The sequence below is a fragment of the Streptomyces boninensis genome (assembly GCF_048572725.1).
GTDB classification, from domain to species: Bacteria; Actinomycetota; Actinomycetes; order Streptomycetales; family Streptomycetaceae; genus Streptomyces; species Streptomyces boninensis.
In genome coordinates this window covers 3,659,692-3,686,620 of sequence record NZ_CP183837.1, presented here as the reverse complement: position 1 = coordinate 3,686,620, position 26,929 = coordinate 3,659,692, and the positions used below count along the sequence as shown (strand labels likewise).

Annotated in this window: 27 protein-coding genes and 1 other RNA gene; 21 read left to right on the top strand and 7 right to left on the bottom strand. The window is 71.0% G+C overall.

Annotated elements, in window-relative coordinates; all coding sequences use genetic code 11:
- The first annotated feature begins 52 nt into the window (after nt 1–52).
- From ACNNMR_RS16715 to ACNNMR_RS16660, 12 genes are all read left to right on the top strand, one after another.
- Nucleotides 53–1,213, top strand: a complete 1,161-nt coding sequence (locus tag ACNNMR_RS16715) for a S41 family peptidase (RefSeq protein WP_419995408.1) — start codon at nt 53–55, stop codon at nt 1,211–1,213.
- Between the two features lie 17 nt (nt 1,214–1,230).
- A complete protein-coding gene (gene smpB / locus ACNNMR_RS16710) occupies nt 1,231–1,716 on the top strand; it encodes an SsrA-binding protein SmpB (RefSeq protein WP_419995407.1) in 486 nt (161 codons plus the stop codon).
- Nucleotides 1,717–1,814: 98 nt separating this feature from the next.
- Nucleotides 1,815–2,184, top strand: a transfer-messenger RNA (tmRNA) gene (gene ssrA, locus ACNNMR_RS16705).
- Nucleotides 2,185–2,345: 161 nt separating this feature from the next.
- Complete coding sequence (locus ACNNMR_RS16700) at nt 2,346–3,389, top strand: ABC transporter permease (RefSeq protein WP_419995406.1); 1,044 nt, start codon at nt 2,346–2,348, stop codon at nt 3,387–3,389.
- Complete coding sequence (locus ACNNMR_RS16695) at nt 3,386–4,285, top strand: ABC transporter permease (protein ID WP_419995405.1); 900 nt, start codon at nt 3,386–3,388, stop codon at nt 4,283–4,285. Before ACNNMR_RS16700 ends, ACNNMR_RS16695 begins: the two co-directional genes overlap by 4 nt.
- A gap of 5 nt (nt 4,286–4,290) precedes the next feature.
- Nucleotides 4,291–5,418 (top strand): ABC transporter ATP-binding protein, encoded by a 1,128-nt coding sequence (locus tag ACNNMR_RS16690; protein WP_419995404.1) that lies wholly within the window; start codon nt 4,291–4,293, stop codon nt 5,416–5,418.
- Nucleotides 5,415–6,446 (top strand): ABC transporter ATP-binding protein, encoded by a 1,032-nt coding sequence (locus ACNNMR_RS16685; RefSeq protein WP_419995403.1) that lies wholly within the window; start codon nt 5,415–5,417, stop codon nt 6,444–6,446. Before ACNNMR_RS16690 ends, ACNNMR_RS16685 begins: the two co-directional genes overlap by 4 nt.
- A complete protein-coding gene (locus tag ACNNMR_RS16680; RefSeq protein ID WP_419995402.1) occupies nt 6,446–6,637 on the top strand; it encodes a hypothetical protein in 192 nt (63 codons plus the stop codon). The genes ACNNMR_RS16685 and ACNNMR_RS16680 overlap by 1 nt, the downstream gene beginning before the upstream one ends.
- Complete coding sequence (locus ACNNMR_RS16675) at nt 6,634–8,457, top strand: ABC transporter substrate-binding protein (RefSeq protein WP_419995401.1); 1,824 nt, start codon at nt 6,634–6,636, stop codon at nt 8,455–8,457. Before ACNNMR_RS16680 ends, ACNNMR_RS16675 begins: the two co-directional genes overlap by 4 nt.
- Complete coding sequence (locus ACNNMR_RS16670) at nt 8,454–9,968, top strand: M81 family metallopeptidase (protein WP_419995400.1); 1,515 nt, start codon at nt 8,454–8,456, stop codon at nt 9,966–9,968. Before ACNNMR_RS16675 ends, ACNNMR_RS16670 begins: the two co-directional genes overlap by 4 nt.
- A gap of 21 nt (nt 9,969–9,989) precedes the next feature.
- Entirely contained in the window at nt 9,990–10,247 is a 258-nt protein-coding gene (locus tag ACNNMR_RS16665; RefSeq protein WP_419995399.1) for a hypothetical protein, read from the top strand.
- 16 nt (nt 10,248–10,263) lie between these two features.
- On the top strand, nt 10,264–10,761 hold the full coding sequence (locus ACNNMR_RS16660) for a hypothetical protein (protein ID WP_419995398.1): 498 nt from the start codon (nt 10,264–10,266) through the stop codon (nt 10,759–10,761).
- Here ACNNMR_RS16660 and ACNNMR_RS16655 read toward each other — a convergent pair.
- From ACNNMR_RS16655 to ACNNMR_RS16640, 4 genes are all read right to left on the bottom strand, one after another.
- Nucleotides 10,741–10,998: a hypothetical protein gene (locus ACNNMR_RS16655; RefSeq protein ID WP_419995397.1), complete on the bottom strand. Its 258-nt coding sequence runs from the start codon at nt 10,996–10,998 to the stop codon at nt 10,741–10,743. The genes ACNNMR_RS16660 and ACNNMR_RS16655 overlap by 21 nt on opposite strands.
- Nucleotides 10,999–11,072: 74 nt before the next feature.
- Nucleotides 11,073–11,306, bottom strand: a complete 234-nt coding sequence (locus tag ACNNMR_RS16650; RefSeq protein ID WP_419995396.1) for a hypothetical protein — start codon at nt 11,304–11,306, stop codon at nt 11,073–11,075.
- 60 nt (nt 11,307–11,366) lie between these two features.
- Complete coding sequence (locus ACNNMR_RS16645) at nt 11,367–12,116, bottom strand: DUF2470 domain-containing protein (protein ID WP_419995395.1); 750 nt, start codon at nt 12,114–12,116, stop codon at nt 11,367–11,369.
- Nucleotides 12,117–12,198: 82 nt separating this feature from the next.
- Nucleotides 12,199–13,170: an aminoglycoside phosphotransferase family protein gene (locus ACNNMR_RS16640; RefSeq protein WP_419995394.1), complete on the bottom strand. Its 972-nt coding sequence runs from the start codon at nt 13,168–13,170 to the stop codon at nt 12,199–12,201.
- 104 nt (nt 13,171–13,274) lie between these two features.
- Between ACNNMR_RS16640 and ACNNMR_RS16635 the strand changes: the two genes are divergently transcribed.
- The 4 genes from ACNNMR_RS16635 to ACNNMR_RS16620 all read left to right on the top strand — a co-directional run bounded on the left by ACNNMR_RS16635 (nt 13,275) and on the right by ACNNMR_RS16620 (nt 20,019).
- Nucleotides 13,275–14,474, top strand: coding sequence for a PP2C family protein-serine/threonine phosphatase (locus tag ACNNMR_RS16635; protein WP_419995393.1), 1,200 nt, complete (start codon nt 13,275–13,277; stop codon nt 14,472–14,474).
- Nucleotides 14,475–14,551: 77 nt separating this feature from the next.
- Nucleotides 14,552–15,619 carry a mechanosensitive ion channel family protein gene (locus tag ACNNMR_RS16630; RefSeq protein WP_419995392.1) on the top strand — a complete coding sequence of 356 codons (1,068 nt, stop codon included), beginning with the start codon at nt 14,552–14,554 and terminating at the stop codon, nt 15,617–15,619.
- 93 nt (nt 15,620–15,712) lie between these two features.
- Nucleotides 15,713–18,916 carry a GH116 family glycosyl hydrolase gene (locus tag ACNNMR_RS16625; RefSeq protein WP_419995391.1) on the top strand — a complete coding sequence of 1,068 codons (3,204 nt, stop codon included), beginning with the start codon at nt 15,713–15,715 and terminating at the stop codon, nt 18,914–18,916.
- Entirely contained in the window at nt 18,913–20,019 is a 1,107-nt protein-coding gene (locus ACNNMR_RS16620) for a GTP-binding protein (RefSeq protein WP_419995390.1), read from the top strand. Before ACNNMR_RS16625 ends, ACNNMR_RS16620 begins: the two co-directional genes overlap by 4 nt.
- Before the next feature lie 39 nt (nt 20,020–20,058).
- Here the strand turns inward: ACNNMR_RS16620 and ACNNMR_RS16615 are convergent, their stop codons facing one another.
- Both ACNNMR_RS16615 and ACNNMR_RS16610 read right to left on the bottom strand, forming a co-directional pair.
- Nucleotides 20,059–20,268: a hypothetical protein gene (locus ACNNMR_RS16615; RefSeq protein ID WP_419995389.1), complete on the bottom strand. Its 210-nt coding sequence runs from the start codon at nt 20,266–20,268 to the stop codon at nt 20,059–20,061.
- A gap of 1 nt (nt 20,269) precedes the next feature.
- Nucleotides 20,270–20,737, bottom strand: coding sequence for an FBP domain-containing protein (locus tag ACNNMR_RS16610; protein WP_419995388.1), 468 nt, complete (start codon nt 20,735–20,737; stop codon nt 20,270–20,272).
- 47 nt (nt 20,738–20,784) lie between these two features.
- Here ACNNMR_RS16610 and ACNNMR_RS16605 point away from each other — a divergent pair, with 47 nt between their 5' ends.
- From ACNNMR_RS16605 to ACNNMR_RS16595, 3 genes are all read left to right on the top strand, one after another.
- On the top strand, nt 20,785–21,348 hold the full coding sequence (locus tag ACNNMR_RS16605; RefSeq protein ID WP_419995387.1) for a TetR/AcrR family transcriptional regulator: 564 nt from the start codon (nt 20,785–20,787) through the stop codon (nt 21,346–21,348).
- Between the two features lie 292 nt (nt 21,349–21,640).
- On the top strand, nt 21,641–23,014 hold the full coding sequence (locus ACNNMR_RS16600; RefSeq protein ID WP_419995386.1) for a nitrate/nitrite transporter: 1,374 nt from the start codon (nt 21,641–21,643) through the stop codon (nt 23,012–23,014).
- Nucleotides 23,015–23,123: 109 nt separating this feature from the next.
- Entirely contained in the window at nt 23,124–24,281 is a 1,158-nt protein-coding gene (locus ACNNMR_RS16595) for a uroporphyrinogen-III synthase (protein ID WP_419995385.1), read from the top strand.
- Between the two features lie 63 nt (nt 24,282–24,344).
- On the opposite strand, the gene ACNNMR_RS16590 is transcribed toward ACNNMR_RS16595, so the two are convergent.
- Nucleotides 24,345–25,367, bottom strand: coding sequence for a CHRD domain-containing protein (locus tag ACNNMR_RS16590; protein WP_419995384.1), 1,023 nt, complete (start codon nt 25,365–25,367; stop codon nt 24,345–24,347).
- 229 nt (nt 25,368–25,596) lie between these two features.
- Here ACNNMR_RS16590 and ACNNMR_RS16585 point away from each other — a divergent pair, with 229 nt between their 5' ends.
- Complete coding sequence (locus tag ACNNMR_RS16585) at nt 25,597–26,160, top strand: sigma-70 family RNA polymerase sigma factor (protein WP_419995383.1); 564 nt, start codon at nt 25,597–25,599, stop codon at nt 26,158–26,160.
- Nucleotides 26,157–26,882 (top strand): zf-HC2 domain-containing protein, encoded by a 726-nt coding sequence (locus tag ACNNMR_RS16580; RefSeq protein WP_419995382.1) that lies wholly within the window; start codon nt 26,157–26,159, stop codon nt 26,880–26,882. The genes ACNNMR_RS16585 and ACNNMR_RS16580 overlap by 4 nt, the downstream gene beginning before the upstream one ends.
- Nucleotides 26,883–26,929: the final 47 nt, after the last annotated feature.

Here is a 26,929-nt window from a genome sequence, read left to right as displayed (position 1 = left end):
ACGTGGCGTCAACTTCCCATCCGCCGCCCGCGTCTGTCCTAGACTCAGCCGCATGTCGGGTCCGTCTGGCTGTGTCCCGCCCCGTGCCATCCGGCGCGGGGCCGCCCTGACGTTGGTCTTTGCCGGGGTGCTGGCCACCGGAGCCGCCGCCGGAACGCTGACGGACACCGGCCGCGGAGCGCAGCTGGCCTCCGAGGCTGTCGCTGACAAGGGCGCGGGCCCGCGGCGCGCGCAGCCCGCCCCGCAGGGCGGCTCCGACGCCCGCGAGCTCGTCAGCCGCAGCGGAGACCGCTGGTCAGCGGCGTACGGGCCGCGTGAATACGAAGACTTCCAGCAGACCCTCGACGGCCGTTACGTCGGCGTCGGGCTGTGGATCGCCCAGTCCCGCTCCCGCGAGGTGATAAAGGTCACCCGGGTCCAGCCCGGCGGCCCCGCGGACGCCGCCGGCATCCGCGCCGGCGACGTGCTGCGTACGGTCGACGGCCGCAAGGTCGCGGACCTGCCGGTGACCGAGGTCGTGGCCCGGCTGCGCGGCACCGACGCCACCGCCAAGCCCGGCAGCGCCGTCGCCCTGGGCCTGGAGCGCGACGGCCGGCACTGGGAGCGCACCCTCCAGCGCGCCCGGCTGCAGGCCCGCCCGGTCACCGTCGACCGCTCCGGTACGGCCACCGCGGACGCCACCACCATCAAGGTCACCTCCTTCACCGAGGGCAGCGGCGCCGAGATCCGCAAGGCGGCCCGCGCGGCCCGCGGCACCGGCGTCGTCCTCGACCTGCGCGGCAATTCCGGCGGCCTGGTCAAGGAGGCCGTCACCGCCGCCTCCGCCTTCCTCGACCGCGGCGTGGTCGCCACGTACGACAATCGCGGCGACCAGGAGGCGCTCTACGCGAGGGGCAGCGGCGATACGGGCACGCCCATGGTCGTCCTCGTCGACGGCGGCACGATGAGCGCCGCCGAGATGCTGGCCGGGGCGCTGCAGGACCGGGGGCGGGCCGTCGTGGTCGGGTCCCGTACCTTCGGCAAGGGCACCGTCCAGATGCCGTCCGAGATGCCCGACGGCACGGTCGCCGAGCTCACCGTCGGCACGTACCGCACGCCTGCCGGGCGGGTCCTGGAGGGCACGGGCGTCGAGCCCGATCTCGCGGTCACCGGCGGCGCGGACCCCGAGGACGAGGCGAGCCGGGTATTGAGTGGCCTCGGAGGCGGCCTCTAGGCGACAATGTCCCGGCTATGGCTACTTCAAAGGACCCGGGTCGCAAACTAATCGCGCAGAACAAGCGAGCACGCTACGACTACCACATCCTGGACACGTACGAGTGCGGGATCGTGCTGACCGGCACGGAGGTGAAGTCACTGCGCCAAGGGCGCGCCTCGATCGTGGACGGCTACATCCACATCGACGGCGGCGAGGCCTGGATGAGCAACGTGCACATCCCCGAGTACGCCCAGGGCACCTGGACGAACCACACCGCCCGCCGCAAGCGCAAGCTCCTCATGCACCGCGCCGAGATCGACAAGCTCGAGGCGAAGTCGCAGGAGTCGTCGCACACGATCGTGCCGCTCGCGCTGTACTTCAAGGACGGCCGCGCCAAGATCGAGATTGCGCTGGCGAAGGGCAAGAAGGAGTACGACAAGCGGCAGACGCTGCGCGAGAAGCAGGACCGGCGGGAGACCGAGAAGGCGATCTCCGCGGTGCGGCGGCGGCAGCGGGCGTAGCGGGCCCGCCCGGCGGGAATGCGCTGGCCACCGGGGGCGTTGTTCCCGTACGATGGGCAGTGCCGCCCGCGCGGTGGCACCGTTTGAAAACAACACATGGGGATGATCGGTTTCGACAGCGGATGTCGAAGCAGGGGAAGCGTGTCGAGGAAGCGACAATGATCTCGTTAACCATATGTCGCAACCAATAATCGCCGATTCCAAGCGCGATTCCTTCGCCCTCGCTGCCTAAGTAGCGACTTGCGAAGTGTCAGCCCGGGGCTGTTCCCGCTCCGGATCCTGGCATCAGCTAGGGAACTCACCGTAGCACCCGGTCACGGGGTGTAATCGGGACATTTAACAGTGACTGAGCCCGTCGGAGACTTGTCCGCGTGATCTCCGGGGCCGAGAAAATCGCAGCGGACTGCACACGGAGAAGCCCTGGTTCCGCACCGTTGGACGCGGGTTCGATTCCCGCCATCTCCACCAGCCCCATGGGGCCCCATCCTTTACAGGGTGGGGCCTTTTGTTTTTGATCATGGGCTGTCGTCGGCCGTATCGCACTTGTTTAGACCAAAGACCCGTCCGGACCCTTGACCCCGGCGTATTCCGGCCACACTCTTCAACACACACCGAGTGCGGGGGTGTTGATGGATCTCTTGCTGCGTATCCGGCACAACTATGTCTTACGGCGCATCCTGCGCAGTCTCTTCGTGATCTGGGTCGTCACGACCGCGATGTTCTTCATGCTGCGGCTGCTGCCCGGGAACCCCGTCGACACCTTTATCGCGCAGCAGATCAGGGGCGGCTCGACGTACGAGTCGGCCGCGGCCACCGCCGCCAACCTCTTCACCTTCGATCCGGAAACGCCGCTGATCCAGCAGTACTTCGACTACCTCTGGGCGCTCCTCCACGGCGACCTCGGCAACTCCCTCGACCCCGGCACCACCGTCATGGAGCAGATCGCCGCCAGCCTCCCCTGGACGATCTTCACGGTGGGATACGCGCTGCTCATCGCCATCGGCATGGGCCTGCTGCTCGGGCTCGTCATGGCGTACCGGCGCGGTGGCTTCCTCGATCACGCGATCTCCATCGTCGGGTCGACGCTGCACGCCATCCCGAACTACCTCTTCGCGATCATCGTCGTCGTCTTCGGCGGCGTCCAGCTGGGGCTTTTCAATGTCTCCGAGACCCGCGGCACCCACACCGCCGGCGTCGACCCGGGCCTCAATTTCACCTTCATCTCCGACGCCTTCTACCACGCGGCCGTCCCCGTCACCGTCTACGTCCTGACCACCTTCGGCACCTGGGCGCTGGTCATGAAGGCCTCCACGATCACCACCCTGGAGGAGGATTACGTCACGGTGGCCCGCGCCCGCGGACTCAGCGGGCGGCGGATAGGGACGCAGTACGTGGGCCGCAATGCCGTCCTGCCGATGGTGGCGCAGATCGCCACGCAGGGCGGCTTTGTCTTTGGCAGCGCGATCTTCGTCGAGCTGATTCTGAAGTACGACGGGGTGAGCTCCGAGCTGTACGCGGCCGTCAATGATCGCGATTACGCGACCGTGCAGGGAATTCTGCTGATCATGACGATTGTGATCGTCTTCGCCAATCTGCTGGCCGAGATCGTCAATTCGATGCTTGATCCGCGGATTCGCGAGTCGGAGACCTCGGCGAAGGGAGTCCCGGCATGACCGCCGTCGCCCCCACCGTCGCCGAGCCGGCGCTGGCGCAGACCACCGGCCGGGCCGAGGGTGTGCTGCGGCTGCTGCTGCGCAGCAAGTCCGGGCTCGCCGGGCTGATCGTCGTGGTGCTCATCATCGGCATGACCGTCCTCGCCCCGCTCTTCGTCGACGAGCGCAATCCCGTCGACGCCGACAACCGCTGGGGTGGACCGAGCGGTGAGCACTGGCTGGGCACCGACCACGCAGGGCGGGACGTGCTCAAGCAGGTCGTGCTCGGCGGCCGCACCATCCTTTACGTCGGCTTCCTCGCCGCCTTCATCACCCTCGCCATCGCCGTGGTGCTCGGCTCGCTGGCCGCCTACTTCCGCGGTTGGCTGGACTCCGCGCTGCTGCAGCTCACCGACGTCGTGATGACCGTCCCGGCCGTCGTGCTGCTCGCCGTCGTCGGCGCCTTCTTCGGGCTGACCTCGCCGACCCTGCTGGCGCTCATCCTCGGGGTGATCACCTGGCCGGTGCTGATGCGGTCGATCAGGGCGCAGGTGCTGTCGCTCAAGGAGCGCGAGTTCGTCGAGGCCGCCCGGCTGCAGGACCTCGGCAGCCTGCGGATCATCTTCGTCGAGATCGTCCCGAACATGGCCGGCTACATCCTGATCAACTTCATCATCGCGGTCACCAACGCCATGTACGCCCTGGTCGGGTTGTACGTGCTCGGCCTGGCCCCACTCGCGGGCGCCAACTGGGGGATCATGATCCATCAGGCCTGGACGTACGGGGCGATCTACCTCCCCGAAGGCCGGGCGTTCATCCTCGCCCCGGTCTGCGCCATCGCGCTCTTCCAGCTCGGGCTCGTGATGCTGACCCGCGCCCTGGAGGAGACCTTCAACCCGCGGCTGTCGAGAGGGTGAGCCGCATGGCGGAGACGACGATGACGCGGCAGGCGCTGCTGTCCGTACGCGATCTGCGGATCGGCTACCGCAGCGGCGGGCGGCTGGTGGAGGCGGTCCGCGGGGTGGACTTCGACCTCTATCCGAACCAGGCGCTCGCCCTCGTCGGCGAGTCCGGCAGCGGCAAGTCCACCCTCGGGCTCGGGCTGCTGCGGCTGCTGCCGCGCACTGGGGAGATCACGGGCGGCGAGGTGCACTACCGGGCGCCCGGCGGCGACCGAGGCGAGCAGGTGGAGGCGGCCTCGTACGACGTGCTGCGCCTCGAAGGCACCCCGCTGCGGCGCTTCCGCTGGAGTGAGGCCGCGATGGTCTTTCAGGGGGCGATGAATGCCTTCAATCCGGTGTTACGGATCGGCGAGCAGTTCGCGGACACGCTGCGGGCGCATGCGCCGGAGGGGCGGCTCAGCCGGGAGGCGATCCGCGAGCGGTCGGGGGAGTGCCTGCGCTCGGTGCGGCTGGAGCCGGGGCAGGTGCTCGGCTCGTACCCGCACGAGCTCTCCGGCGGCATGCGGCAGCGCGCGCTGATCGCCCTCGCCATGGTGCTGGAGCCGCGGGTGCTGATCCTCGACGAGCCGACCACCGCCCTCGACCTGCTCACCCAGCGGGCGATCGTCGACATGCTGCAGGAGCTGCGGGCCGAGCGCGGCTTCGCGATGATCTTCATCTCGCACGACCTGGCGCTGGCGTCGGAGCTGGCGGACCGGGTGGCGACGATGTACGCGGGGCGGATCATCGAGGAGGGGACGGCGGACGACCTCTTCCGGCAGCCGCGGCATCCGTACACGGCCGGGCTGATCGGGGCGGTGCCGACCGTGCACGGCGGGCTGGCCGAGCCGGTGTCGATCCCGGGGACGCCGCCGGATCTCGCGCGGCTGCCGGCGGGGTGCTCGTTCGCGCCGCGGTGCTCGTACGCAATCGAGGAGTGCCGCGATACGGATCCGGGGCTGCGGATGGTGGCCGCGCGGCCGCCGGGGGAACCGTCGCACCAGGCCGCCTGCCTGCGGTGGGAGGCGGTGCGGATGCCGGCGGCGGCCGAGGTGCCTGCGCAGGCCGGGCCTCCTGCCCACGCCCCGTCCGAGGAGGCCGCGGAATGACCGGCGCTGGGTCTGCTCAGAACGTGCTGCTCGACCTCAAGGGCGTATCGCAGACCTTCCACAGCAAGCGCGGCGACCTCCCCGCCGTCCGTGACGTGTCGCTGAGCGTGGGGCGGGGCGAGGTGCTCTGCCTGGTCGGCGAGTCCGGCTGCGGGAAGACGACCACGGCGCGGATGGCGGCGGGGCTGGCGAGGCCGGTCGCCGGGACGGTCGAGTTCGAGGGCGCGGACATCTGGCAGCTGGGCAAGGAGGAGCGGGCGGCGTACCGGAAAGCGGTCCAGTTCATCCACCAGGACCCGTACGCCTCGCTCAACCCCATCCGCACCGTCTACGCCACCCTCGCCGCCCCGCTCCGCCGCCACGGCCTCGCGAAATCCCGCAAGGACGCCTGGGAGCAGGCCGCCGCCCTGCTCGCCCGGGTCGAGATGACACCCGCGGACACCTTCCTGAACAAATACCCCCACCAGCTCTCCGGCGGCCAGCGCCAGCGGATCGCGGTCGCGCGGGCCCTCGCCCTCGACCCGCGGCTGATCGTCGCCGACGAGGCCACCTCGATGCTGGACGTGTCGATACGGGTCGGGGTGCTGCGCATGCTGACGAAGCTGCGCGAGGAGCTCGACGTCGGCTTCGTCTTCATCACCCACGACCTCGCCATCGCCCGGCACTTCGGGACGGGCGGGCGGATCGCGGTGATGTACCTCGGCCGGGTGGTGGAGCACGGCCGCACCGAGGACGTGATCGGCGACCCCCGGCACCCGTACACGAAGGCGCTGCTCAGCGCGGTCCCGGACCTCGCGCCCGGACGGCGGGGCGACCCCGGGCTGCGCGGGGTCGACATCCCGGATCTGGCGGCGCTGCCGAGCGGGTGCACCTTTCATCCGCGGTGCCCGCTGTACGTGCCCGGGACCTGCGACGCGATCGAGCCGGAGCTGCTCGCGGGCGCCGGCGGGCGCGAGGTGTCCTGCCATGTGGTGGCGGGACAGGACGGCGAGCGCGAAGAGCTCCAGCGGGCGGGGGGTGGCGTCTAGTGGAGGTCCTCGCGCGGCTGGCGCTGACCTTTGCGTCCTTTCTCGTCGTCGGCTCGCTGCTGATGTTCGCGGCGACCGATGCGCACACCCCTGAACGCACGATCACCGTATTCAGCCTCATCGGTGGGACCGGAGCCATGGCGGCCGCGGCCACGCTGATCCGAATCGCATTACGAAGGAGGGGGAGATGAACGGCATCGCACCGTCCGACATTTCACGCAGGCGGCTGTTCCAGCTGCTCGGGATAGGCACCGTGGCCGCCGTGGGGGTGCCGGGTCTTGCGGCCTGCTCCAAGGCGGATCCGGAGAAGGACGGGGACAAGTCCGGCGAGTTCCACGGCGCCTATCCGTTCAACAAGCCGCCGGCCGGGCACTTCAACCGCGGTGGCGGGCCGATCGGTCTGGCGCCGGTCGCGATGTATCTGATCGACGGCCCGTACAGCGATCTGATCCACGCCGTGGGCGCGTACTGGGACTGGGCGCAGAAGAAATTCGTCTACTACCTCGCCGAAAGCTCCGAGTTCAACGACGACTTCTCCACCTTCACCGTAAAGCTCCGCTCCGGCCTGAAATGGTCCAACGGCAAGGCACTGACCTCCAAGGACTACATGACCACCATGTACGTCCAGTGGATCCAGAACTCCCCCGCCTGGACGTCGATCGAGAAGATCGAGGCCCCGGACAAGCAGACCTTCGTCGTCCACCTGAAGTCCCCGGCGGCCATCATCGACCGCTACATCCTGAAGAGCTCCGTCATCGACACCGGCACGTACGGCGAATGGGCGGACAAGGCCGCCGCGCTCGTCGAGGCGGGCGAGAAGCCGACGGGCAAGAAGGCGGTGGCGCTCAACAAGGACTTCAACAAGTTCCGGCCCAAGGAGATCATCGCCTCCGGCCCCTTCATGGTCGAGTCCAAGCTCATCACCTCGGCCAAGATGACCCTGGTCAAGAACAAGCACGGCTTCCGGGCCGACGAGGTGAAGTTCGAGAAGATCGTCCTCTTCAACGGCGAGACCCCGGACGTCGCCCCGCTGGTCGAGTCGAAGGACGTCGACTACGCCACGCACGGCTTCACACCGGCGCAGGAGAAGTCCTTCAAGAGCGCCGGCTACCGCATCATGCGACCGCCGACCTACAGCGGCCCCGCGCTCTTCATCAACCACGACAAGGTCAAGGCCTTCGCCGACCGCCGGGCCCGGCAGGCCCTCGCGTACGCGATCAAGCGCGACCAGGCGGGCAAGGTGGCGCTCGGCGAGTCCGGCAAGGCCGTGAAATACATGGCCGGATTCTCCGACGTGATGGTGCCCGACTGGGTCTCCGACGCCGACCAGCAGAAGCTCGTCACGTACGAATACGACCCCGACAAGGCCACGAAGCTGCTCACCGACGCCGGCTGGAAGAAGAGCGGCGGCACATGGCAGACCCCGCAGGGGAAGGCCGCCAAGTGGGTCATCTCGTATCCCTCGGACTTCGCGGACTGGTCCGCCTGCGGCGAGAACATCGCGGAACAGCTGAAGGAGTTCGGCATCGAACTGACCCCGAAGGGCCAGAAGTTCGAGTCGTACAACCCGGAGATCGACAAGGGCAACTTCGAGCTGTGCATCCAGGCGTGGGGCGCCTCACAGCATCCGCACCCGCATTTCTCCTTCGCGGCGGACCTGTTCATCCACAACATTCCGATCGCCCGCAATGCGGGTGGCCGGGGCATGGGCTTCGAGCTGAAGGTGGATACGGAGGAGACGGGGAAGATCGACCTGGAGAAGGTGGTCAACGACTCCGGGCAGGGTCTGAATGAGAACGAGCAGAAGAAAAACGTGACGGCGGCGGCGCTGGCCTTCAACGACCTGCTGCCGATCATCCCGATCTTCGAGCGGTACGGGAACAATCCGGTGCTGGAGGGGCCGCGGGTGAAGAAGTTCCCGGGCGATGCCGACCCGGAGATGAAGAACGCGCCGTACGGGGACAACGCGGTGGTCATGGGGCTGCTGGACGGCAGCATCAGTCCGGGGTGACGGCCGTACGACGGCCTTCTGACCGCCGTCCCGTCATCGCCATCGCCGGGCTCGGCATCGAGTCGTCGACCTTCTCGCCCGCCCGCACCTCGGCCGCCGCGTTCTTTCCGGCGCGCGGGGCCGAGGTGCTGGAGCGGTATCCGTTTCTCGCGGCGGGGAGTGAGCTGCGGGAGGCCGCCGACTGGCGGGGGGTGCTGGTCGGGAAGGCGCTGCCGGGCGGGATGGTCACGGCGGAGGCGTATGCCGAGCTGTCCGGGGAGCTGCTGGAGCGGCTGGCGGGGCTGCCGCGGGTGGACGGGGTGCTGTACGACATCCATGGGGCGATGTCGGTGGCGGGGATCGAGGATGCGGAGGCGGAGCTGCTGGCCCGTATCCGCAAGGTGGTGGGGCCTGATGTCCACGTCTCCACCTCCATGGATCTGCACGGCAATGTCTCGCGGGAGCTGGTCGCGCGGACCGAGTTGATCACCTGCTATCGCACGGCGCCGCATGTGGATGTCGATGAGACGCGGGAGCGGGCGGCGCGGAATCTTGTGGCGCTGCTGGCGGGGGCCGGGGGCCCGCCGGTGAAGGCCTGGGTGCCGGTGCCGGTGCTGCTCGCGGGGGAGCAGACCTCGACGCGGGTGGAGCCGGCGCGGGGGTTGTACGGGGCGGTGGCGGAGGTCGCGGCGGGGGCGGGGGTGACCGATGCCGCGGTGTGGGTCGGTTACGCCTGGGCGGACGAGCCGCGCAATCAGGCCGCGGTGGTGGTGACGGGGCAGGACCCGGAGGCGGTGGCCGGGGGTGCGGAGCGGCTGGCGCGGCGCTTCTGGGCGGCTCGGCGGGACTTCGCGTTCGTTGCGCCGACGGGGTCGCTCGACGCCTGCCTGGATGAGGCGTTGGGGTCGAGCGCGCGCCCGTACGTCATCAGCGACAGCGGCGACAACCCGACGGCGGGTGGGGCGGGGGATGTGACGTGGGGGCTTGGGCGGGTGCTCGCGCGCCCGGAGTTCCGCGGGGAGGGCGGTCCCACGGTCATCTACGCGTCGCTGCCGGGGGCTGCGGCGGTGGCGGAGGCGGTGCGGGCGGGGGTGGGCGCTTCCGTGACGGTCACGGCGGGCGCGGAGGTCGATGACCGGGCTGCCGGGCCGCTGACCATGACCGGTGTCGTGCATGCCGTACGGCACGGTGACCGGGATGCGGGGACGGAGGTGGTGCTGCGGGTCGGCGGGGTGTACGTGATCCTCACTGCGCACCGCAAGCCGTATCACCTGGAGCGGGACTTCACGGCGCTGTCACTGTCGCCGCGGGCGGCGGATATCGTCATCGTCAAGATCGGCTACCTGGAGCCCGAGTTGTACGCCCTGGCCGCCGACTGGCGCCTCGCGCTCACGCCGGGCGGCGTCGACCAGGACCTGGCCCGCCTGGGACATCGCCGGATCCGGCGGCCGATGTTCCCGTTCGACCCCGGGATGGAGGAGCCGGACCTGCGCGCGCGCATCGTCACGCCGCTTGCCGGCCCCGACGACTAGCCGTTGGCGCTGGGGCGGCAGGTGGCGGGCGGTAGCGCGGCGTACTACCTCGCGTACTTCCTCATCGCCCAGAACCGCCTCCACCTCCTGTACGAGGACCCGGCCGACGTCTTCCGGGTCCCCTACGACCGCACCCCCCGCCTCTTCGACAACGACCACGAAGAGGAAGAGGTCTTCAAGCACCTGCCCACCAATGTCCAGGAGCTGCTGACCGACGACTGCCGTATGGCCGTGCCGAAGATCGCCGGCTGGTTCACCGAACTGAACCAGCGGTACTGAAGGGGGAGTGGTCCTGATGGCAGTGGGCTATCTGGTGACGGTGGTGCTGGCCCGGCGCGGGATGCGGGCGGCGTCCGTGGTCGAGCTCGCGCTGGACGAGGCGCTCGGCGCCGGTACGTATACGCGCCGCCGGCCGCCGCAACCTCCTGGACGTCTACCACCACCGCGCGCGGCGAAGAAGGTCATCGCCTGGGCGCGCGGACACGCCGAGGAGTACGGCGCGGACCCCGCGGCGGGCGTCTTCGTGACGGGCAGTTCCGCGGGCGGGCACATGGCGGCGCTCGCCGCGCTCACCCCCAACGAAGCCGCCTACCAGCCCGGATTCGAGGACGCGGACACCTCCGTGACCACCGCCCTGCGCTCCGTCTCCACCTCACCGGTCATCTACGTCGAACTCCCGGGCGCGCACCACGCCTTCGACCTCTTCCACTCCTTCCGCTTCGAGGCGCTCATCGACGGCATCGAGGATTTCGCGGCGTGGGTGCGGGAGGGGTCAGTCGGTCGGATCCAGTGAGAGCCGCACGGCGCGTGAGACGGCATCCATCTCTTCGTCCGGGATGATCCCGAGGTACGTGCCTGACGTCAGGAGCGACACGGTGATGGTGTGGAGCTGGGTTCCGATCACCGTCGCGGCCACCGGGGCAGTGATCGGTGCGGACAGCAGCGTGTCGGGCGCTGTGCCCGAGGTGTCGCACACCGCTGTCACCGCGGTGCGCGGGTACGAGGCCATCGCCGCGTCCGCCTGGAGCACGGCGAAGGCGTGGCGTCTGCCCCGAGGTGTTGCCGCCTCCCAGACCTGACCGCGACGCAGTGGCGGGGGAATGCTCACTGCCCACCGCCGGGAAGGTCATCGAGCGTGTCGAAGGAGACCGCCTGGAGGTCCTCGGTCATGTCGACATGCCCGGCCTGCCAGGCGGCGAGGCGGTCCGCGGCATCACGAACCGCCTGTGCCTTGAGGGCCTTCGCCGTGTAAGCGGACACGTTTCCGCCGGCCTCGGTCTGGATCGCCGCCAGTATGTCCACGGGCAGAGTTACCGTGATGCGCTTCGTAGTCGTCATTCTTTCCAGCATATCGACGCGCATACTGTGCTGCATATCAGCCCTGCGAGTGATTCCCGGCTACGCCACCCCCACCTTGCTGAACAGCGCGCGCATCCCCGCGTTCAGGTCCGACTGCTTGCGCAGGGGCTTGGGGAAGGGGAGGCGGGTGTCCAGGTGGGTGCGGGGGGTTTCGGTGCGGAGGGTGAGGCCGTAGCGGTCGAGGGCGAGGGGGCGTACGCGGGTGACGCCGCGGCGGCGGCGGGCCGGGAGGAGGCGGGTCAGCTGGTCCACCGCTTCGCTGTGGGAGTCGGCGAGGTGGAGGAGGTAGCGGGCCTCGTCGGGGGCCAGGGGGTCGGGGGCGGCCAGGGCTAGCTCGTCCATGTCGGTGGTGCGGCTGCCGAAGGGGGTGGTCAGCGTGGCCTGGGCGCAGTCGAAGCGGAGGGTGAGGCGGTTCGCGTCGGGGTGGTCCGCGGCGGGCCGGCCCGGGTCCGCGGTGAGCCAGCCGGCCAGGGTGACCTGGGCGCGGACCCGGTCCCGTACCGCCACCGGGGCGAGGTCGGTGAGCTCCAGCTGCGCGGGCAGGTCGCCGAGTTCGGCGCCGGCGACGCGGGTGGCGAGGGCGCTGTCGCGGGGTGGGCGGAGGGTGAGGGCGCCGTACTCGTCCGCCGAGTGCAGGCCGACCAGGTCGGCGCGGTAGCCGTCGTCGAGAAGCGTCAGGGCGAGGGAGTCGGAGGTCGCGAGGATGGTGCGGATGCGCTCGGCGGGGGTGGGTTCCTTGGCGGGCTTGGCGGACTTCGTGGTGATGCCAGTGAACTCGACGGCGCTCATCAGGTCTCCGGCCTCCTGGTGGGGGTGTGGTTCCGGCTGCGTGCCGGGCTGGACGCGTAGTTAGGTTAGCCTAACCTTTGTTCTATGAGGAAGGGGGCTCGGTGGTGAGCAGGATCTCCGCCGTCTCCAGGAACGGGCCGGCCTGTTCCGACTCGCCGTGCGCGAGCAGGTAGAGGCCCGTGGATACCCGCTCCAGGTAGCCCCACTCCCACACCGCCGCCGCGTCGGCGCCCCCGCCCGCCGCCAGCCGCGCGCAATAGCGCCGGGCCAGCGCGCCGGGGTCGGGCGCCGCGCGCAGCTCCGGGCACCAGTCGCGGAGCACCACGCCCAGGTCGTACGCCGGGTCGCAGCGGAAGCCGTCGGGGTCGACGAAGGCGTACTCCCCGGCCACGACGCCGCCCACCCCCGCGCCGCCCCACCGCTGCAGCGCATTCCCCGGATGCGGGTCCCCGTGCACCAGCACCGCGCGCTCCGGGGTGTCCCCCGCGGCGCGCCGCCGCGCGTAACCGAGGGCCCGCCGGAACACCCCCTCCGGGCACGGCCGCCCCAGCTCTTCCCACAGCTCCGTCACCAGCTCGCCGAGCCCGGTCGCCTTCCCTTCGAGTACGTCACCGGGGCCCGGCTCCACCCGCCACGCCTGCCGCAGAGTCGCGCACAGGACGTCGATCTGCCGCTCCGCCGGCGCCCCCAGCTCCGCCAGCGGCGCCCCCAGCGCCTCCAGCAGCAGCGCGTGCCGCGCCGGATCGTGCGCCAGCAGCCGGGCATAGCCGCGGCCGGCCGCCCGCCGCAGCACCGCGGCTTCGCGGTCGCCGTTGCCGGGGAGCGCGACCTTCAGCACGACCGGGTCGCCGGCGGCGGTGCGCGCACGCGCCACGTAACCCTCGCTGCCGCCGGGAAGCGCCGGGCCGACGGCGAGAAGCGACCAGCGCGCCGCGAGCTCCCGCACGGCGGCGGGCAGGCGGGCCAGCCACTCCCGCCCGGGCGCGCCGAGCCGCTCGGCCTTGCTGCGCACGACGGGGGACACGCTGACGGGCGACGACGAGGGGGACACCACGCCCGCACCCTACGACGCCCGCCACACCCCACCCGTCCCCCCGCCACACCCCCACCCGCCCCACCCGACTCGCGCCCCCGCCCGTCCCCCGTAAGGCTGAGGAGATGACGATGCAGGTCGGCGAGCGTGGTGGCGGTGGAGACATCCGCATCACCAACCGGCGGCGCGAGCGCTTCGCCGCCCGCGTGCTGCGCATCGTGCGCTGGGTGCCCGTCCCGCTGATCATCGGCGGCGCGCTGTTCTACTGGTTCACGCCCGAGGGCTACACCTCGCTGCCCTTCTTCGAGGCCGCGCCGCTCATCGTCGCCCCGGTCTACTCGCTGCGCGCCACCATCGCGGTCGGCGTCCTGGCCCTGACCGTCCAGGTCCTGCTGGAGATCGCCAATGGCACCGCGGCCGAGCCCAGCTCGATCGTCGAGATGTTCACCGAGCTGCTGGTCGTCTGCATGGCCGTGATCATGAATCGCCTCATCGCCTGGCACAACCGCCGCCTGGCCACCGCCCGCGGCGTCGCCGAGGCCGCCCAGCGGGCGGTGCTGCCGTACCCGCCGGAGACCCTGAGCGGGCTGCAGGTGGCGGCGCGGTACGTACCCGCCGACGCCGACGCGCTGATCGGCGGCGACATGTACGTGGCGCAGGAGACCCCGTACGGCGTCCGCGTCATCGTCGGCGACGTGCGCGGCAAGGGCCTGGGCGCGGTGCACGCGGTCGCGCTGTCCGTAGGCATCTTCCGGGAGGCGGCCGAGGACGAGCCGGACCTGGGCTCGCTCGCCGCCCGGCTGGACCGCGCGGTGCGGCGCGGGGCGCAGCGGCGGCAGGGGCTTGCGCCGCTTGAGGGGTTTATCACAGCGGTGTTGGCGGAGTTCGACACCGAAGCGGGGGTCGTACGGGTGCTCAGCCGCGGGCATCCGGCGCCGCTGATGCTGTACGGGGACGGGCAGGTGCGGCCGGTGGCCCCCGCGGAGGCTTCGCTGCCGCTCGGCATGGGGGACCTCGGGGACTGGCCGGACGAGATCGCGGAGGTGGAGTTCCCGCCGGGGGCGTCGCTGCTGTTCTTCACGGACGGGGTGACGGAGGCGCGGGATGCGGCCGGGGTTTTCTACGATCCCGAAGCGGGCCTGTGCGACCAGGTCTTCGGCGCACCGGCCGAGCTGCTGGCCGCCGTCGAGGCCGGCGTGTCGGCGCATACGGGCGGCAGCCGCCAGGACGATATGGCCCTGCTCGCGCTGACCCGGCCGGGTCTCGCCCACGTACGCCAAACTCCGTATCGGCCCCCTCCGGGTCCCAACCCCGTTTCGGGATAAGGCAGTATGGCCGCCGCGCCGGATTCGCTCTCGTGTCCGAGCGCGCGCACGTGTCCCCTACGGGAGAGGTCTCCAACGTGAACCGTGCCCTCGAACTCCGCGACTGGATAACCGCAGGTGCCGCCGTCTTCGGCGGCCTCGCCGCCGGAATCCTGCTGCGGATGCTGCTCGGCTGGATCGGCAAGGGGGCCAGCAGGACGCGGTGGGCCGGTGACGACATCCTCGTGGGCGCCCTGCGGATGATGGCGCCGTGGGCCGCGCTCGCCGGCGGCGTGTCGATCGCGGCGGCCGCGCTGCCGCTGAACCGGTCGACGGGGCACACCGTCCACGAGTGCATCGTGGCCGCGCTCATCATGGTGGTGTCGTTCGGCTGCGCCCGGGCGGTGGCGCAGATCGTCGGGACCAGATCCGCCGGCCTCGGCTCGGCGACCATCCTGGTCAACATCAGCCGCATCACCGTCCTGGCGATCGGCATCCTGATCCTGCTGCAGACGCTGGGCATTTCGATCGCACCGCTGCTGACCGCCCTCGGCGTCGGCGGCCTCGCGGTCGCGCTGGCGCTGCAGGACACCCTCGCCAACCTCTTCGCCGGCGTCCACATCCTCGCCTCGAAGACCATCCAGCCCGGCCACTACATCAAGCTGTCGAGCGGCGAGGAGGGCTTCGTCGTCGACATCAACTGGCGCAACACGGTGATCCGCACCGAGGCCGACAACCTCGTCATCATCCCCAACGACAAGCTCTCCGGCACCAACATGACCAACTTCCACCGCCCGGTGCGGGAGATGTCCGTCATCGTGCCCGTGGGCGTCGGCCTGACCAGCGACCTGGCCGAGGTCGAGAAGATGACCGTCGAGGTCGGCAAGTCCGTGATGACCGAGGTCGAGGGCGGCGTGCCGGCGCACGACCCGGTGGTTCGCTTCCACACCTTCGGCGACTCGCGGGTCGGCTTCAACGTGATCCTGCGGGCGGCGGAGTTCACCGACCAGTACCGGGTCAAGCACGAGTTCATCAAGCGGCTGCACACCCGGTATCACGAGGAGGGCGTGGAGATCGCCCATCCCGTACGCAACATCGTCGTGCGGCAGCCGGAGGACCTCCCGGTCCAGCTGCCGCAGCAGCGCAAGTCCGCCGAGCGGCTGTAACACAACTCTCGCCCAGGGGATTGACGTTCGTCTCAGGTGTCCCTAGGTTCCGAAATCGATTTCAAGGAGCCGCGGGTCTACGAGAGGGCGCTCATGACCGGTTACGACGAGCACTGCTGCACCGACGGCCGCTGCTGCTCCTCGGGGGCCGTAGGGCTCAACCGCCGCGGCTTCGTCGCCCTGGGCGCCTCCGCGGCCGTCGCGCTCGGGCTGCGTCCGCAGGGCGCCATCGCCGTACCGGCCGCGAAGGGCATCGACGACGACCGCCTGAAGCAGCTCGCCGCCCCCGGCCGCGCCACCGAATACAGCGACCCGGCCGCCCTCGCCAACATCGGCATGCCGGTCGGCGGGATCGCCGCGGGCCAGGTGTATCTCGCCGGCGACGGGCGGCTGTGGCTGTGGGAGGTGGCGAACCCGGACGCCTTCCCGTACGGCGGCGCGGACTGGCAGGGCGTGCACTACGCGGAGCCGCTGAAGGGGCAGAGCCCGTTCAGGACGGGCTTCGCGCTGCGCTGGGACGGGCCGTCCAAGGGCACCAAGTCCCTCGACTCCGACGGCTTCGCGGACGTCACCTTCCAGGGCCGCTACCCCGTCGCCACCATCGCGTACGCGGACCCCGCCGTCCCCGTCGCCGTCACGCTGCAGGCCTACTCGCCCTTCATCCCCACGGCCACCGCCGACTCCTCGCTCCCGGCGACCGTCCTCGAGTACACGCTCAGAAACACGAGCGACAAGCCCGTCACCGCCAAGCTGCTCGGCTACGCCGAGAACCCGGTGTGCGTGCGCAGCCGGAAGGCGCAGCCCGTAACCCTGGCGGCGGCGGAATTCGCCGCGGGCGGGGCGGCCGGGGTGCAGCACTCGGCGAAGGCGGGGGCGCAGGGTGAACCGCCGGATGAGGAAATCGTTTTCGAGGACTGGGAGCGGGCGGAGTACGGCGCGGACTGGACGGTCTCCGGTACGGCCTTCGGCGCCGGGCCTGTCACCGAGGCCGAGTGCCCGGACTACTTCAAGCGCGAGGGCGCGCTGCACATCACCGGCTCCCGCTTCGTCACCTCGCACAACTTCCGCGCCGGCGGCGACGCGGGCGCGGCCGACGACGAGAAGGGCAAGCTGGTCAGCAAGCCCTTCACGATCAGCCGCCGGTACGTGGCCGTGAACGCGGGCGGCGGCAATCAGGTCGGCAAGGCGTGCGTGAATGTCGTGGTCGACGGCAAGACGGTCGCCTCCTTCACCGGCCGTAATACGGAGACCTTGAGCGCTCGCGCCCTCGACGTCAGCGCGTACGACGGCAAGCAGGCGACGATCGAGATCGTCGACGACGCCACCGGCGGCTGGGGGCACATCAACGTCGACCGGATCTGGTTCACCGACGAGCCGGTGGGCGCCAAGCCGATGGATGAGCTGACGGACAACGGCACCTTCGCCGTGGCCGCCGCGCATCCGGACGCGGCCGTCCGCCCGTCGATAGCCGACTGGTCGTCCCCCGCCGCCCTCTTCGACTCAAAAGACGCGCCGGCGGAGGCCGACGGCGGCCGTACGACGGTGACCGGCACCGTCACCGTCCCGGTCACCCTCGCCCCCGGCGAGTCGAAGCTCGTCCGCTACGTCCTCGCCTGGCACTTCGACCTGGTCGACAGAAAGCTCCTCGGCTACCTGACCGGTGCGGAGAAGCTGCGCCGCCACTACGGGACGCGGTTCAAGGACTCGCGTGAGGTCGCCGCCGTGATCGGCACCCGCGGCGCGGAACTGTCCACCGCCACCCACCAGTTCGTCCGCACCTGGTACGAGGACTCGACCCTCCCGCAGTGGTTCCTGGAGCGCACCCTCGCCCCCGCCTCCACCGTCGCCACCTCCACCGTGCACCGCTTCCAGGACGGCCGCTTCTACGCCTGGGAAGGCATCTACTGCTGCGACGGCACCTGCACCCACGTATGGAATTACGCCCAGTCCATCGCCCGCCTCTTCCCCGACCTGGAGCGCGACACCCGCGAGCGCGTCGACTACGGCATCGCGTACCACGAGGACACCGGCGCCATCGACTACCGCGGCGAGGCGGCCAAGCACGTGGCGCACGACGGCCAGTGCGGCAATGTGCTGCGCACGTACCGCGAGCATCTGATGGCCAAGGACAAGGCCTTCCTCACGAGGGTGTGGCCCAGGGCGAAGAAGGCGATGGAGTTCCTGATCGGCGCGGACGGCTCCGACCAGGACGGGATCCTGGAGGGCGAGCAGTACAACACCCTGGACGCGTCCTGGTACGGCGAGATCCCCTGGATCAGCGGCCTGTACATCGCCGCCCTGCACGCCGCGGCCGCGATGGCCGACGACATGAACGACACCGCCTTCGCCTCCAAGTGCCGGGCGCTGGCCGCGAAGGGCACGGCCGAGCTGGACGCGAAGATGTGGAACGCGGAGTACGGCTACTTCGAGCAGCTGGTGGACCCGGCCCACGCGGGCGCGATCAACTCCAACCGCGGCTGCCACCTGGACCAGATGTACGGCCAGACCTACGCCTTCCAGCTCGGCCTGCCCCGCGTCTTCCCCGAACAGAAGGCGAAGACGGCCCTGGCGAACATGTACAAGAACAACTTCCTCTCCGACGCCCAGTCGTACAAGGACGTCTCCGGAATCCCGGGCGGCCGCGTCTACTCGACGGAGGGCGAGGCGGGCACCCTGCTGTGCACCTGGCCCTTCGGCGGCTCCGATACGGCACCGGGGGACGGGGAGCCGTTCGCGATCGGCTACTTCAACGAGGTGTGGACGGGCCTGGAGTACCAGTTCGCGGCCCAGCTGATGGCCGAGGGCATGACGGACGAGGCGCTCGCGGTGACCCGGGCGGTGCACGACCGGCATGCGGCCGACAAGCGCAATCCGTACAACGAGATCGAGTGCTCCGACCACTACGCCCGCGCGATGATGAGCCACGCCGTGTACCTGGCGGCGACCGGCTTCGAGTACCACGGCCCGCGCGGCCACCTCGGCTTCGCGCCGAAGCTGGGCGCGGACGACTTCTCGGCGGCCTTCACGGCGGCGGAGGGCTGGGGGCGGTACCGGCAGACGCGGACGACCGGCGGGCAGCGGAGCGAGGTGGAGCTGCGTTACGGGACGCTGCGGCTGGCGTCGCTCGCGGTGCCGGGCGATGCGTCGCGCGCCAAGGTGGAGCGGCGCCGCGCCGGCGGCCGTACGACAAAGGTCGCGGTGCGGAAGGTGAAGGCGGCGGACGGCCGCTCGGTGGTGACCCTCGGCGAGTCCGTGACGCTGCACGCCGGTGACGCGCTGGTGGTGACGGCGCGATGAGCGTGCTGTTCGCGGCGGTGGGCGGCTTCCTCGGGGCGGGAAAGACGACGACGCTGACCGCGCTGGCGCGGGCGCTCGAGGCGCGCGGGCGGCGGGTCGGGATCATCACGAACGACCAGGGCGAGGACCTGGTGGACACGCTGGTCGCGGCGTCGTCGTCGTCGAACGGCGTGGCGGCGGAGGTCACCGGCGGCTGCTTCTGCTGCCGCTTCGAGGACCTGCTGACGGCGGCGACGCGCTGCGTGGAGGAACACGGCGCGGACGTCATCCTGGCGGAGGCGGTGGGCAGCTGCACGGACCTGCAGGCGACGGTGGTGCGCCCGCTGCGGCGGCTGTACGGGGACCGCTTCGCGGTGGCGCCGCTGGTGACGGTGGTGGATCCGGCGCGGTTCGCGGCGCTGGCGGCGGCCGGGGATGTGGATCTGGCGTACCTCTTCGACCGGCAGGTGGAGGAGGCGGATGTGGTGGGGCTGAACAAGGCGGATCTGGGGGGTGGCGGTCCGGTCAGGGAGGCGCTGGGTGCGCTGCACCCGGGGAAGCGGGTGGTGGGGTATTCGGCGCGGACGGGGGCGGGGGTGGAGGAGCTGGCGGATGTGCTGACGCAGGCTCCGGGACGGGCTGCCGACCGGGACATGGCCGTCGACTACGACCGCTACGCGGCCGCGGAGGCGGAGCTGGCCTGGCTGAACCACGCGGTCGAGGTCCGGGCGGCCGGGGCGGCCGGCTTCGAGTCGGCGCGGTGGGCGGAGGTGCTGCTCGGGGAGCTGGCCGGGCGGGGGTGGGTGGTCGGGCATATCAAGGTGCTGCTGACGGAGGACCGGGGTGAGGCGAGCCGGGGCGGGATGTCCGGCAGCGGGATAACAAAGGCAAGCGCGGTAGGCGACGGCTCGCCGGTGTCCGTAGACACCGACGCCGGCCCGATGCACCGCGCCCGGGCCCGTATCAACGCCCGCGTGGCAGCCCCGCCCGCGCACCTGGACGCGGCGATACGGGACGCGCTGGCAGCGGCCGACATGGCGACGGCCGCGACCAGCTCAGCAGACCACCCACCCGCGTCTTTCGCCCCGTCATATCCACAGCCGGTGCACCGGCTACCTGCATAGGACCGCCGCCTTCACCCACGCAGCGAACTCCTCAGCACCTCACGGGCGATCACCGTGCTCGATCGCGTCCAAGAACGCATCCATGGCCGCATCTGCCTCCGGGGCCGCCGCCAGCTCTTCGGGCGCCGGGGCGCCCTCGTCCACGGAACGATTCATGGCGTCGATCTCCGCGAATCTGGCCTTGACTTGGGCAAGACGGCCGGCAGCCGCGCCGCGAGTGATTTCCTCATCGCGAGGTTCGTGCAGCACCTCAGCCCCGCAGCTTCCCCACGAACTCATCCAGTTTGCTCATCATCCGCTCCGCCTGCTGGTCCACGCTCAGCGACTCCTCGAAGCGGCCGCCCGGGGCGGGCTGCTTCAAGCCGCGTACGTAGAGCGGGCAGGACAGGTCCGTGCACATGTGGAGGCCGACGGAGTCGCCTGCGCGCCCCTTGCGGGCTACCAGGAGGGAGACGCCGTTGCCCGGGTGGGTGGTGAAGCAGAGCGAGCACATGCTGCGGTGCAGGAAGCCGCGCTGCTTCGACGGGAAGCGGAAGGCGATGCCGAGTTCCTCGGTGACGAGGTAGCTGCGGTCGGGTGCGCGTGGGTCGCGCCAGCCGAGGAAGTCGAGGTCGTCCCAGGGCTGGGTGGTGAGGTCGGGGAGGTTGAGGCGCTTGGCCTCGCCCTTGGTGGTGTTGATGAACGAGGTGCGGATCTGGGTCTCGGTGAGTGGCTTCATAATTCCATTAGGGCATAGGCTAGGGATCCTAGGAAAGGAATTTTCTCATGCCGCGAGCGGGGCTGACGAGTGAGCGGGTGGCGCTGGCCGCCGCGGATCTCGCGGACGAGGTGGGGCTGGATGAGCTCACCGTGTCGGCGCTGGCGCGGCGGCTCGGGGTGCGGGACGCGAGCCTGTACTCGCATGTGAAGGGCCTCCGCGACCTGCGCATGCGGGTGGCGGTGCTGGCGGCGGGCGACTTCGCGGAGCGGCTGGCGCCGGAGCTGGCGGGGCGGGCGGGCGAGTCGGCGCTGACCGCGTTCGCGGTCGTGTACCGCTCCTTCGCGCTGGAGTGCCCTGGCCGGTACGCGGCCACGCAGCTCCCGCTGGAGGCTGGCTACGCGTCCCCTGCGGGGGAGCGGGCGATCGAAATGACGTACCAGCTCCTGGGCGACGGCTACGCGCTGACAGAGCCGGACCTGACCGACGCCGTCCGCCTGCTCCGCAGCACCCTGCACGGCTACGCGGACCTGGAACTGCGCGGCGGCTACGCCCACCCGCGCGACTTCGAGCGCTCCTGGACCAAGGGCGTACGGGCCCTCCACGTAGCGCTATCCCACTGGCCCCAATAACCCACCCACCCACCCGACCTCACTCACTCTCTGAGGGGGCCGCCCGTGGGTGGGCAAGAGCTCACCCGGCGCCCAGCGCAAGGCCCCACGCGCTGCTAACCGGCGCACCCACCCCCGCCCAAGGCCCCGCGGCCACCCGGCCGCACCGCACCCCACCCCCGCCGCCGACAGCAACGGGCGGGTGGGTGGGCAAAGAGCTCACCCGGCGCCCCGCGCGAGCGTGAGCGCAAGGTTGCTCCAGTGTCACGCGCCGCCACCAACGCGGAAACTCCCGCTTCCTACGGTCACCGCCATGACGACGAACCAAGCCCCCCGCAAGGGAAAACGCTGGATCGAGCACTGGGACCCGGAAGACACCGCGTTCTGGCAGGAGCGCGGCGAGCGCATCGCCAACCGCAATCTCATCGTCTCCGTGCTCGCCGAGCACATCGGCTTCTCCATCTGGACCCTCTGGTCGGTCCTCGTGCTCTTCATGGGCCCGGAGTACGGCATCGATCCGGCCGGGAAGTTCTTCCTGGTCGCGATGGCGACCCTCGTCGGCGCCTGCGTCCGCGTCCCGTACACCTTCGCCGTCGCCCGCTTCGGCGGCCGCAACTGGACGATCTTCAGCGCCGCGCTGCTGCTCATCCCCACCATCGCCGCCACCATCGTGATGGAGCCGGGCACCTCGTACGGGACCTTCCTGCTCGTCGCCGCCCTCACCGGCATCGGCGGCGGCAACTTCGCCTCCTCCATGACGAACATCAACTCCTTCTTCCCGCTGCGGAAGAAGGGCTGGGCGCTCGGCCTCAACGCGGGCGGCGGCAACATCGGCGTGCCCGTCATCCAGCTCGTCGCGCTCCTCATCATCGGGACGGCCGGGGACGGGTCCCCCCGTCTGCTCCTCTTCGTCTACATGCCGTTCATCGTCTTCGCCGCCGCCCTGGCCGCCATCGCGATGGACAACCTCGCGCCCGTCAAGAACGACACCGGCGCCGCCAAGGAAGCCGCCAAGGACCTGCACACCTGGATCATGTCCTTCCTCTACATCGGCACCTTCGGCTCCTTCATCGGCTACGGCTTCGCCTTCGGGCTGGTGCTGCAGAATCAGTTCGGGCGGACTCCCCTCCAAGCCGCCTCGCTCACCTTCATCGGCCCGCTGCTCGGCAGCCTCATCCGCCCCATCGGCGGCCGCCTCGCCGACCGCTACGGCGGCGCCCGCATCACCCTCTGGAACTTCGCCGCCATGGCCGCCGCCACCGGCATCGTGATCTTCGCCTCCGCCGAGAAGTCCCTCCCCCTCTTCCTTACGGGCTTCATCCCGCTCTTCGCGCTGAGCGGCCTCGGCAACGGCTCCACGTACAAGATGATCCCGGGGATCTACGACGCCAAGGCCACCGCGATGGGCATGACCGGGGAGGCGGCCAAGGCCTACGGGCGGCGGCTGTCCGGCGCCTCGATGGGGCTGATCGGGGCCGTCGGCGCGCTCGGCGGGCTCGGCATCAACCTGGCCTTCCGGCAGTCCTTCCTGTCGAACGGCTCCGGCACCGCCGCCTGCGTCGCCTTCCTCGCCTTCTATGCCGTCTGCTTCGCCGTAACCTGGGCCGTCTACCTGCGCCGCACCGCCGCCCCCGCCGCGGCGACCGAGCCGGCGGACGCGCGGCAGCCGGCGTACGCACAGGTCTGACCGGGGTGTGATTCGTGCCGCGTAACCGTCGTGAAATGCGCGTGAACTGCGGCCGTCACCCGGGGCAGCGACCATGCGGCTGAAGGACGACACTGGGACGAGAACGCCTATGCACGCACCCGCACACCAAGCCGCCCCGGCGGTGAAGCCCCTCGCCGGCTTCACCGTCGGGGTCACGGCCGCCCGCAGAGCCGAGGAGCTCGGCGCGCTGCTCGAACGCCGCGGCGCCGCCGTCATGCATGCCCCCGCGCTGCGCATCGTGCCGCTGCCGGATGACGCCGAGCTGCTCGCCACCACCAAGCAGCTCCTCGACGCCAGGCCCGACCTGGCCGTCGCCACCACCGCGATCGGCTTCCGCGGGTGGGTCGAGGCCGCCGAGGGGTGGGGGCTCGGGCAGGCGCTGCTCGGGACCCTCGCGCAGGTACGGATCCTCGCCCGCGGGCCGAAGGTGCGCGGCGCCATCCGGGCCGCGGGGCTGACCGAGGAGTGGTCGCCGGCGTCCGAGTCGATGGCCGAGGTCCTCGACCGGCTGCTCGCCGAAGGCGTCGAGGGGCGGCGGATCGCGCTGCAGCTGCACGGCGAGCCGCTGCCCGGCTTCGTCGAGGCGCTGCAGGCGGCGGGCGCGGAGGTGATCGGGGTGCCGGTGTACCGGTGGATGCCGCCCGCCGACATCGGCCCGGTGGACCGGCTGCTCGACGCGACCGTGGCACGGGCCGTCGACGCGGTCACCTTCACCTCGGCCCCGGCCGCGGCCAGCTTCCTGGCGCGGGCGGCGGAGCGGGGCATCCAGGGCGAGCTGCTGGACGCGCTGCGTACGGACGTGCTGGCCGCGTGCGTCGGGCCGGTGACGGCGCTGCCGCTGGAGAACCACGACATTCCGACGGTGCAGCCGGAGCGGTTCCGGCTCGGGCCGCTGGTGCAACTGCTGGCGCTGGAGCTGCCCGGCCGGGTGCGGCCGCTGGCGGTGGCGGGCCGGCGGCTGGAGATACGGGGCCATGCCGTCCTGGTCGACGGCGAGCTGCGGCCCGTACCGCCCGCGGGGATGGCGCTGCTGCGCGCGCTGGCGCGGCGGCCCGGCTGGGTGGTCGCCCGCAGCGAGCTGCTGCGCACGCTCCCCGGCGCGGGGCGTGATGAGCACGCGGTGGAGACGGCGATGGCCCGGCTGCGGTCGGCGCTGGGGGCGCCGAAGGTGATCCAGACGGTGGTGAAGCGCGGCTATCGGCTGGCCCACGACCCTTCGGCGGAGACGAAGTACGCGGACGGGTGAGCCTCGGACGGAAGCGTCCGGGCTCACCCGTCCCGCCATGTGGGACGCCTGCCCCCGGGAGTGTCAGCGGCCGACGAACACGTAATCCGCCCGGTAGTCCACCGCCGCCTTGGCGCCCGGCTTGCAGCTCCCCGCCGGGGCGACGCCGCCGACGGTGTTCAGCCGGAGGATCTCGTTCGTGGCGGAGAGCTTTCCGCTGCCGCGGCCGACCTGGGTGGCGGCCAGGTGCAGCTCCGGGATGTTCTTCGGGCCGTTGTCGATCCGCTGCGTCAGCTTGCCGGTGACCGCCGACAGGTCGGGAGCCAGCCAGGCGGGCGGGCCCGCCTGCGGCTTGACGAAGAAGTGGGCGATGTTCCCGTCGAGCCTGGCGCGCACGTTGTGCTGCGTGAAGGCGTACGAACCGTCCTGCTGCCGGGTGCACTTGTAGATCTGCTGGCCCTGCCGGACCGAGGCCTGGAAGCTCCTGAAGGGATGCCGCAGGTCCAGAGCCGAGTCGAGCTTGTGCACCTGGCCGCGGACCGCGCCGCCGGGGAACTCCCCGGTGTGCAGGTTGAAGTAGAAGCCACCCGGGTTGTCCTTGAGCTGCTGCAGCAGCGCCGCGTCCTTGACCTTTACGGTGCCGGTGACCCGGTCGCTGCCGTCCTTGAGCTTCTCTGTGATCAACGGGATCTTGATGGCCCCGTTGACGCCCTTCACGCCCTGGTGGATATGCGCCAGCGTCGGGGTGTCGATGCCGCGGAACTTGAACGCGAACGACACCTCGTCCCCCTGCACCCGCATCAGCGCGAGCGCTGCCCCGTCCTTGTCGCCTACGGCAGGACCGCCGGGCGCGGGCACCTCGTTGGCCCCGTTGAGGCTGCCCGCGAAGAAGACCGCGCCGCTCTTGTTCGTGCCGCCGAGCGCCCCGATCCTGCTCTCGCCCGCCGCGCCGCCGCCGTGCCCGGCGTGGCCCTGCGCACCGGAACCGGCGGCGGTGCGGGCGCTGTTGCCCGAGCCGCCGTCATCCCCGACGGCCGGCAGGACGACGAGCGCGGCGCCCGCGGCGGTCACGGCGGCGATGGTGCCGATGACGATGTTCTTGCCCATTGGGCTCTCCCCCATACGGTGGCCGGCGCCCCCTGCGCCGGCCTTCGCGAGGGTTTACGGGCTCCAGTGCTAGACCCGTTCAAAACTCAACTGAGTGGTAATTCACGGCCGTTCACCTGAACGGCGGCTCCGCGCCGTCCGTACGCGCGCGCGTGATCCGCCGTACTGAACGGTTCCGGTAACGGCCCCGTACCAGCAGGCGCAAGAAGGTCTCGACCGGGAGGTGCGGGTGCGCGACCATGCCGTCGTGACAGACGATCGGCCGCTGCCGGGCGCCGGGAGCGCCCTGCCCGAGGACGAGCTGATGCGCGTGCTCTACAAAGAGCACGCCGGCCCGCTCCTCGGCTTCGTGCTGCGCCTGGTCGCCGGTGACCGGCACCGCGCCGAGGACGTCGTCCAGGAGACGCTGCTACGGGCCTGGCGGCACGCCGACCAGCTCGGCGGCGCGCACGGCTCGGTGCGGCCGTGGCTGGTGACCGTCGCCCGCCGGATCGTGATCGACGGCCACCGCAGCCGCCTGGCCCGCCCGCGGGAGGTGGACGCGACGCCGCTCGAGGTGCTGCCCGCCGCCGACGAACTCGACCGCGTGCTGCACCGGATGACCATCACGGATGCCCTCGGCGACCTCAGCCGGGCGCACCGCGAAGCGCTGATAGAGACATACTTCAAGGGCCGTACGGTGAGTGAGGCCGCCGACGCACTGGGGGTACCGCCTGGCACCGTACGCTCCCGGGTCTTCTACGCGCTGCGCCAGCTCAAGCTCTCGCTGGAGGAAAGGGGGGTGACGCCATGACCGTGGAACCGGATGCGGAGCCGCACGCCGACGCGGGCGCGTACGCCCTCGGCATTCTGGACGGCGCGGACGCCGCCCGCTTCGAGGAGCACCTGGCGGGCTGCACGCGCTGCGCGGCCGCGCTGGACGAGCTGCTGCCCGTGGCCCACCTACTCACCGAGGCCGCCCCGCCCGGCGGCCCCGAGGCCGCGGCGGTCGCAGAGCCGCCCGGGGATGCGCTGCTCGACCGGCTGCTCGGCGACGTCGCGGCCGAGCGGCGGCGGCGCCGGGGCCGTCGGCGGTGGCTGGTGGCGGCGGCCGCGGCCGTGCTGATCGGCGGGCCGCTGGCCACGTACGCGGTCACCGCGGAGGACGGCGGGGGGCACGTCAGCGCGGCGCAGGAGATGTTCGACGACGGCGAGAAGCACCGGAAGGTGGACACGTCGACCCACGTCGACGCCACGGTCTCGCTGCTCAAGAAGGCATGGGGCACCCATGTCGCGCTGAAGCTGGCCGGCGTGCAGGGCCCGGAGAAGTGCGACCTGGTCGCGGTCGGCAAGGACGGCGAGCGGCAGACCGTCACCACCTGGTCCGTCCCGGCGGCCGGATACGGGGAGATGCACGGCGACGGGAAATCGGCCCCGCTGCTCACCCACGGCGGCACCGGACTCGCCCGGAGCGACATCGACCGCTTCGAGGTGCGCACCCTGGACGGCCGCAAACTGGTGACGGTCAAGCTGTAGACAGCCCCCGGCCTGCTGAATCAGGACAGATTTTCGCGTACGGTAGA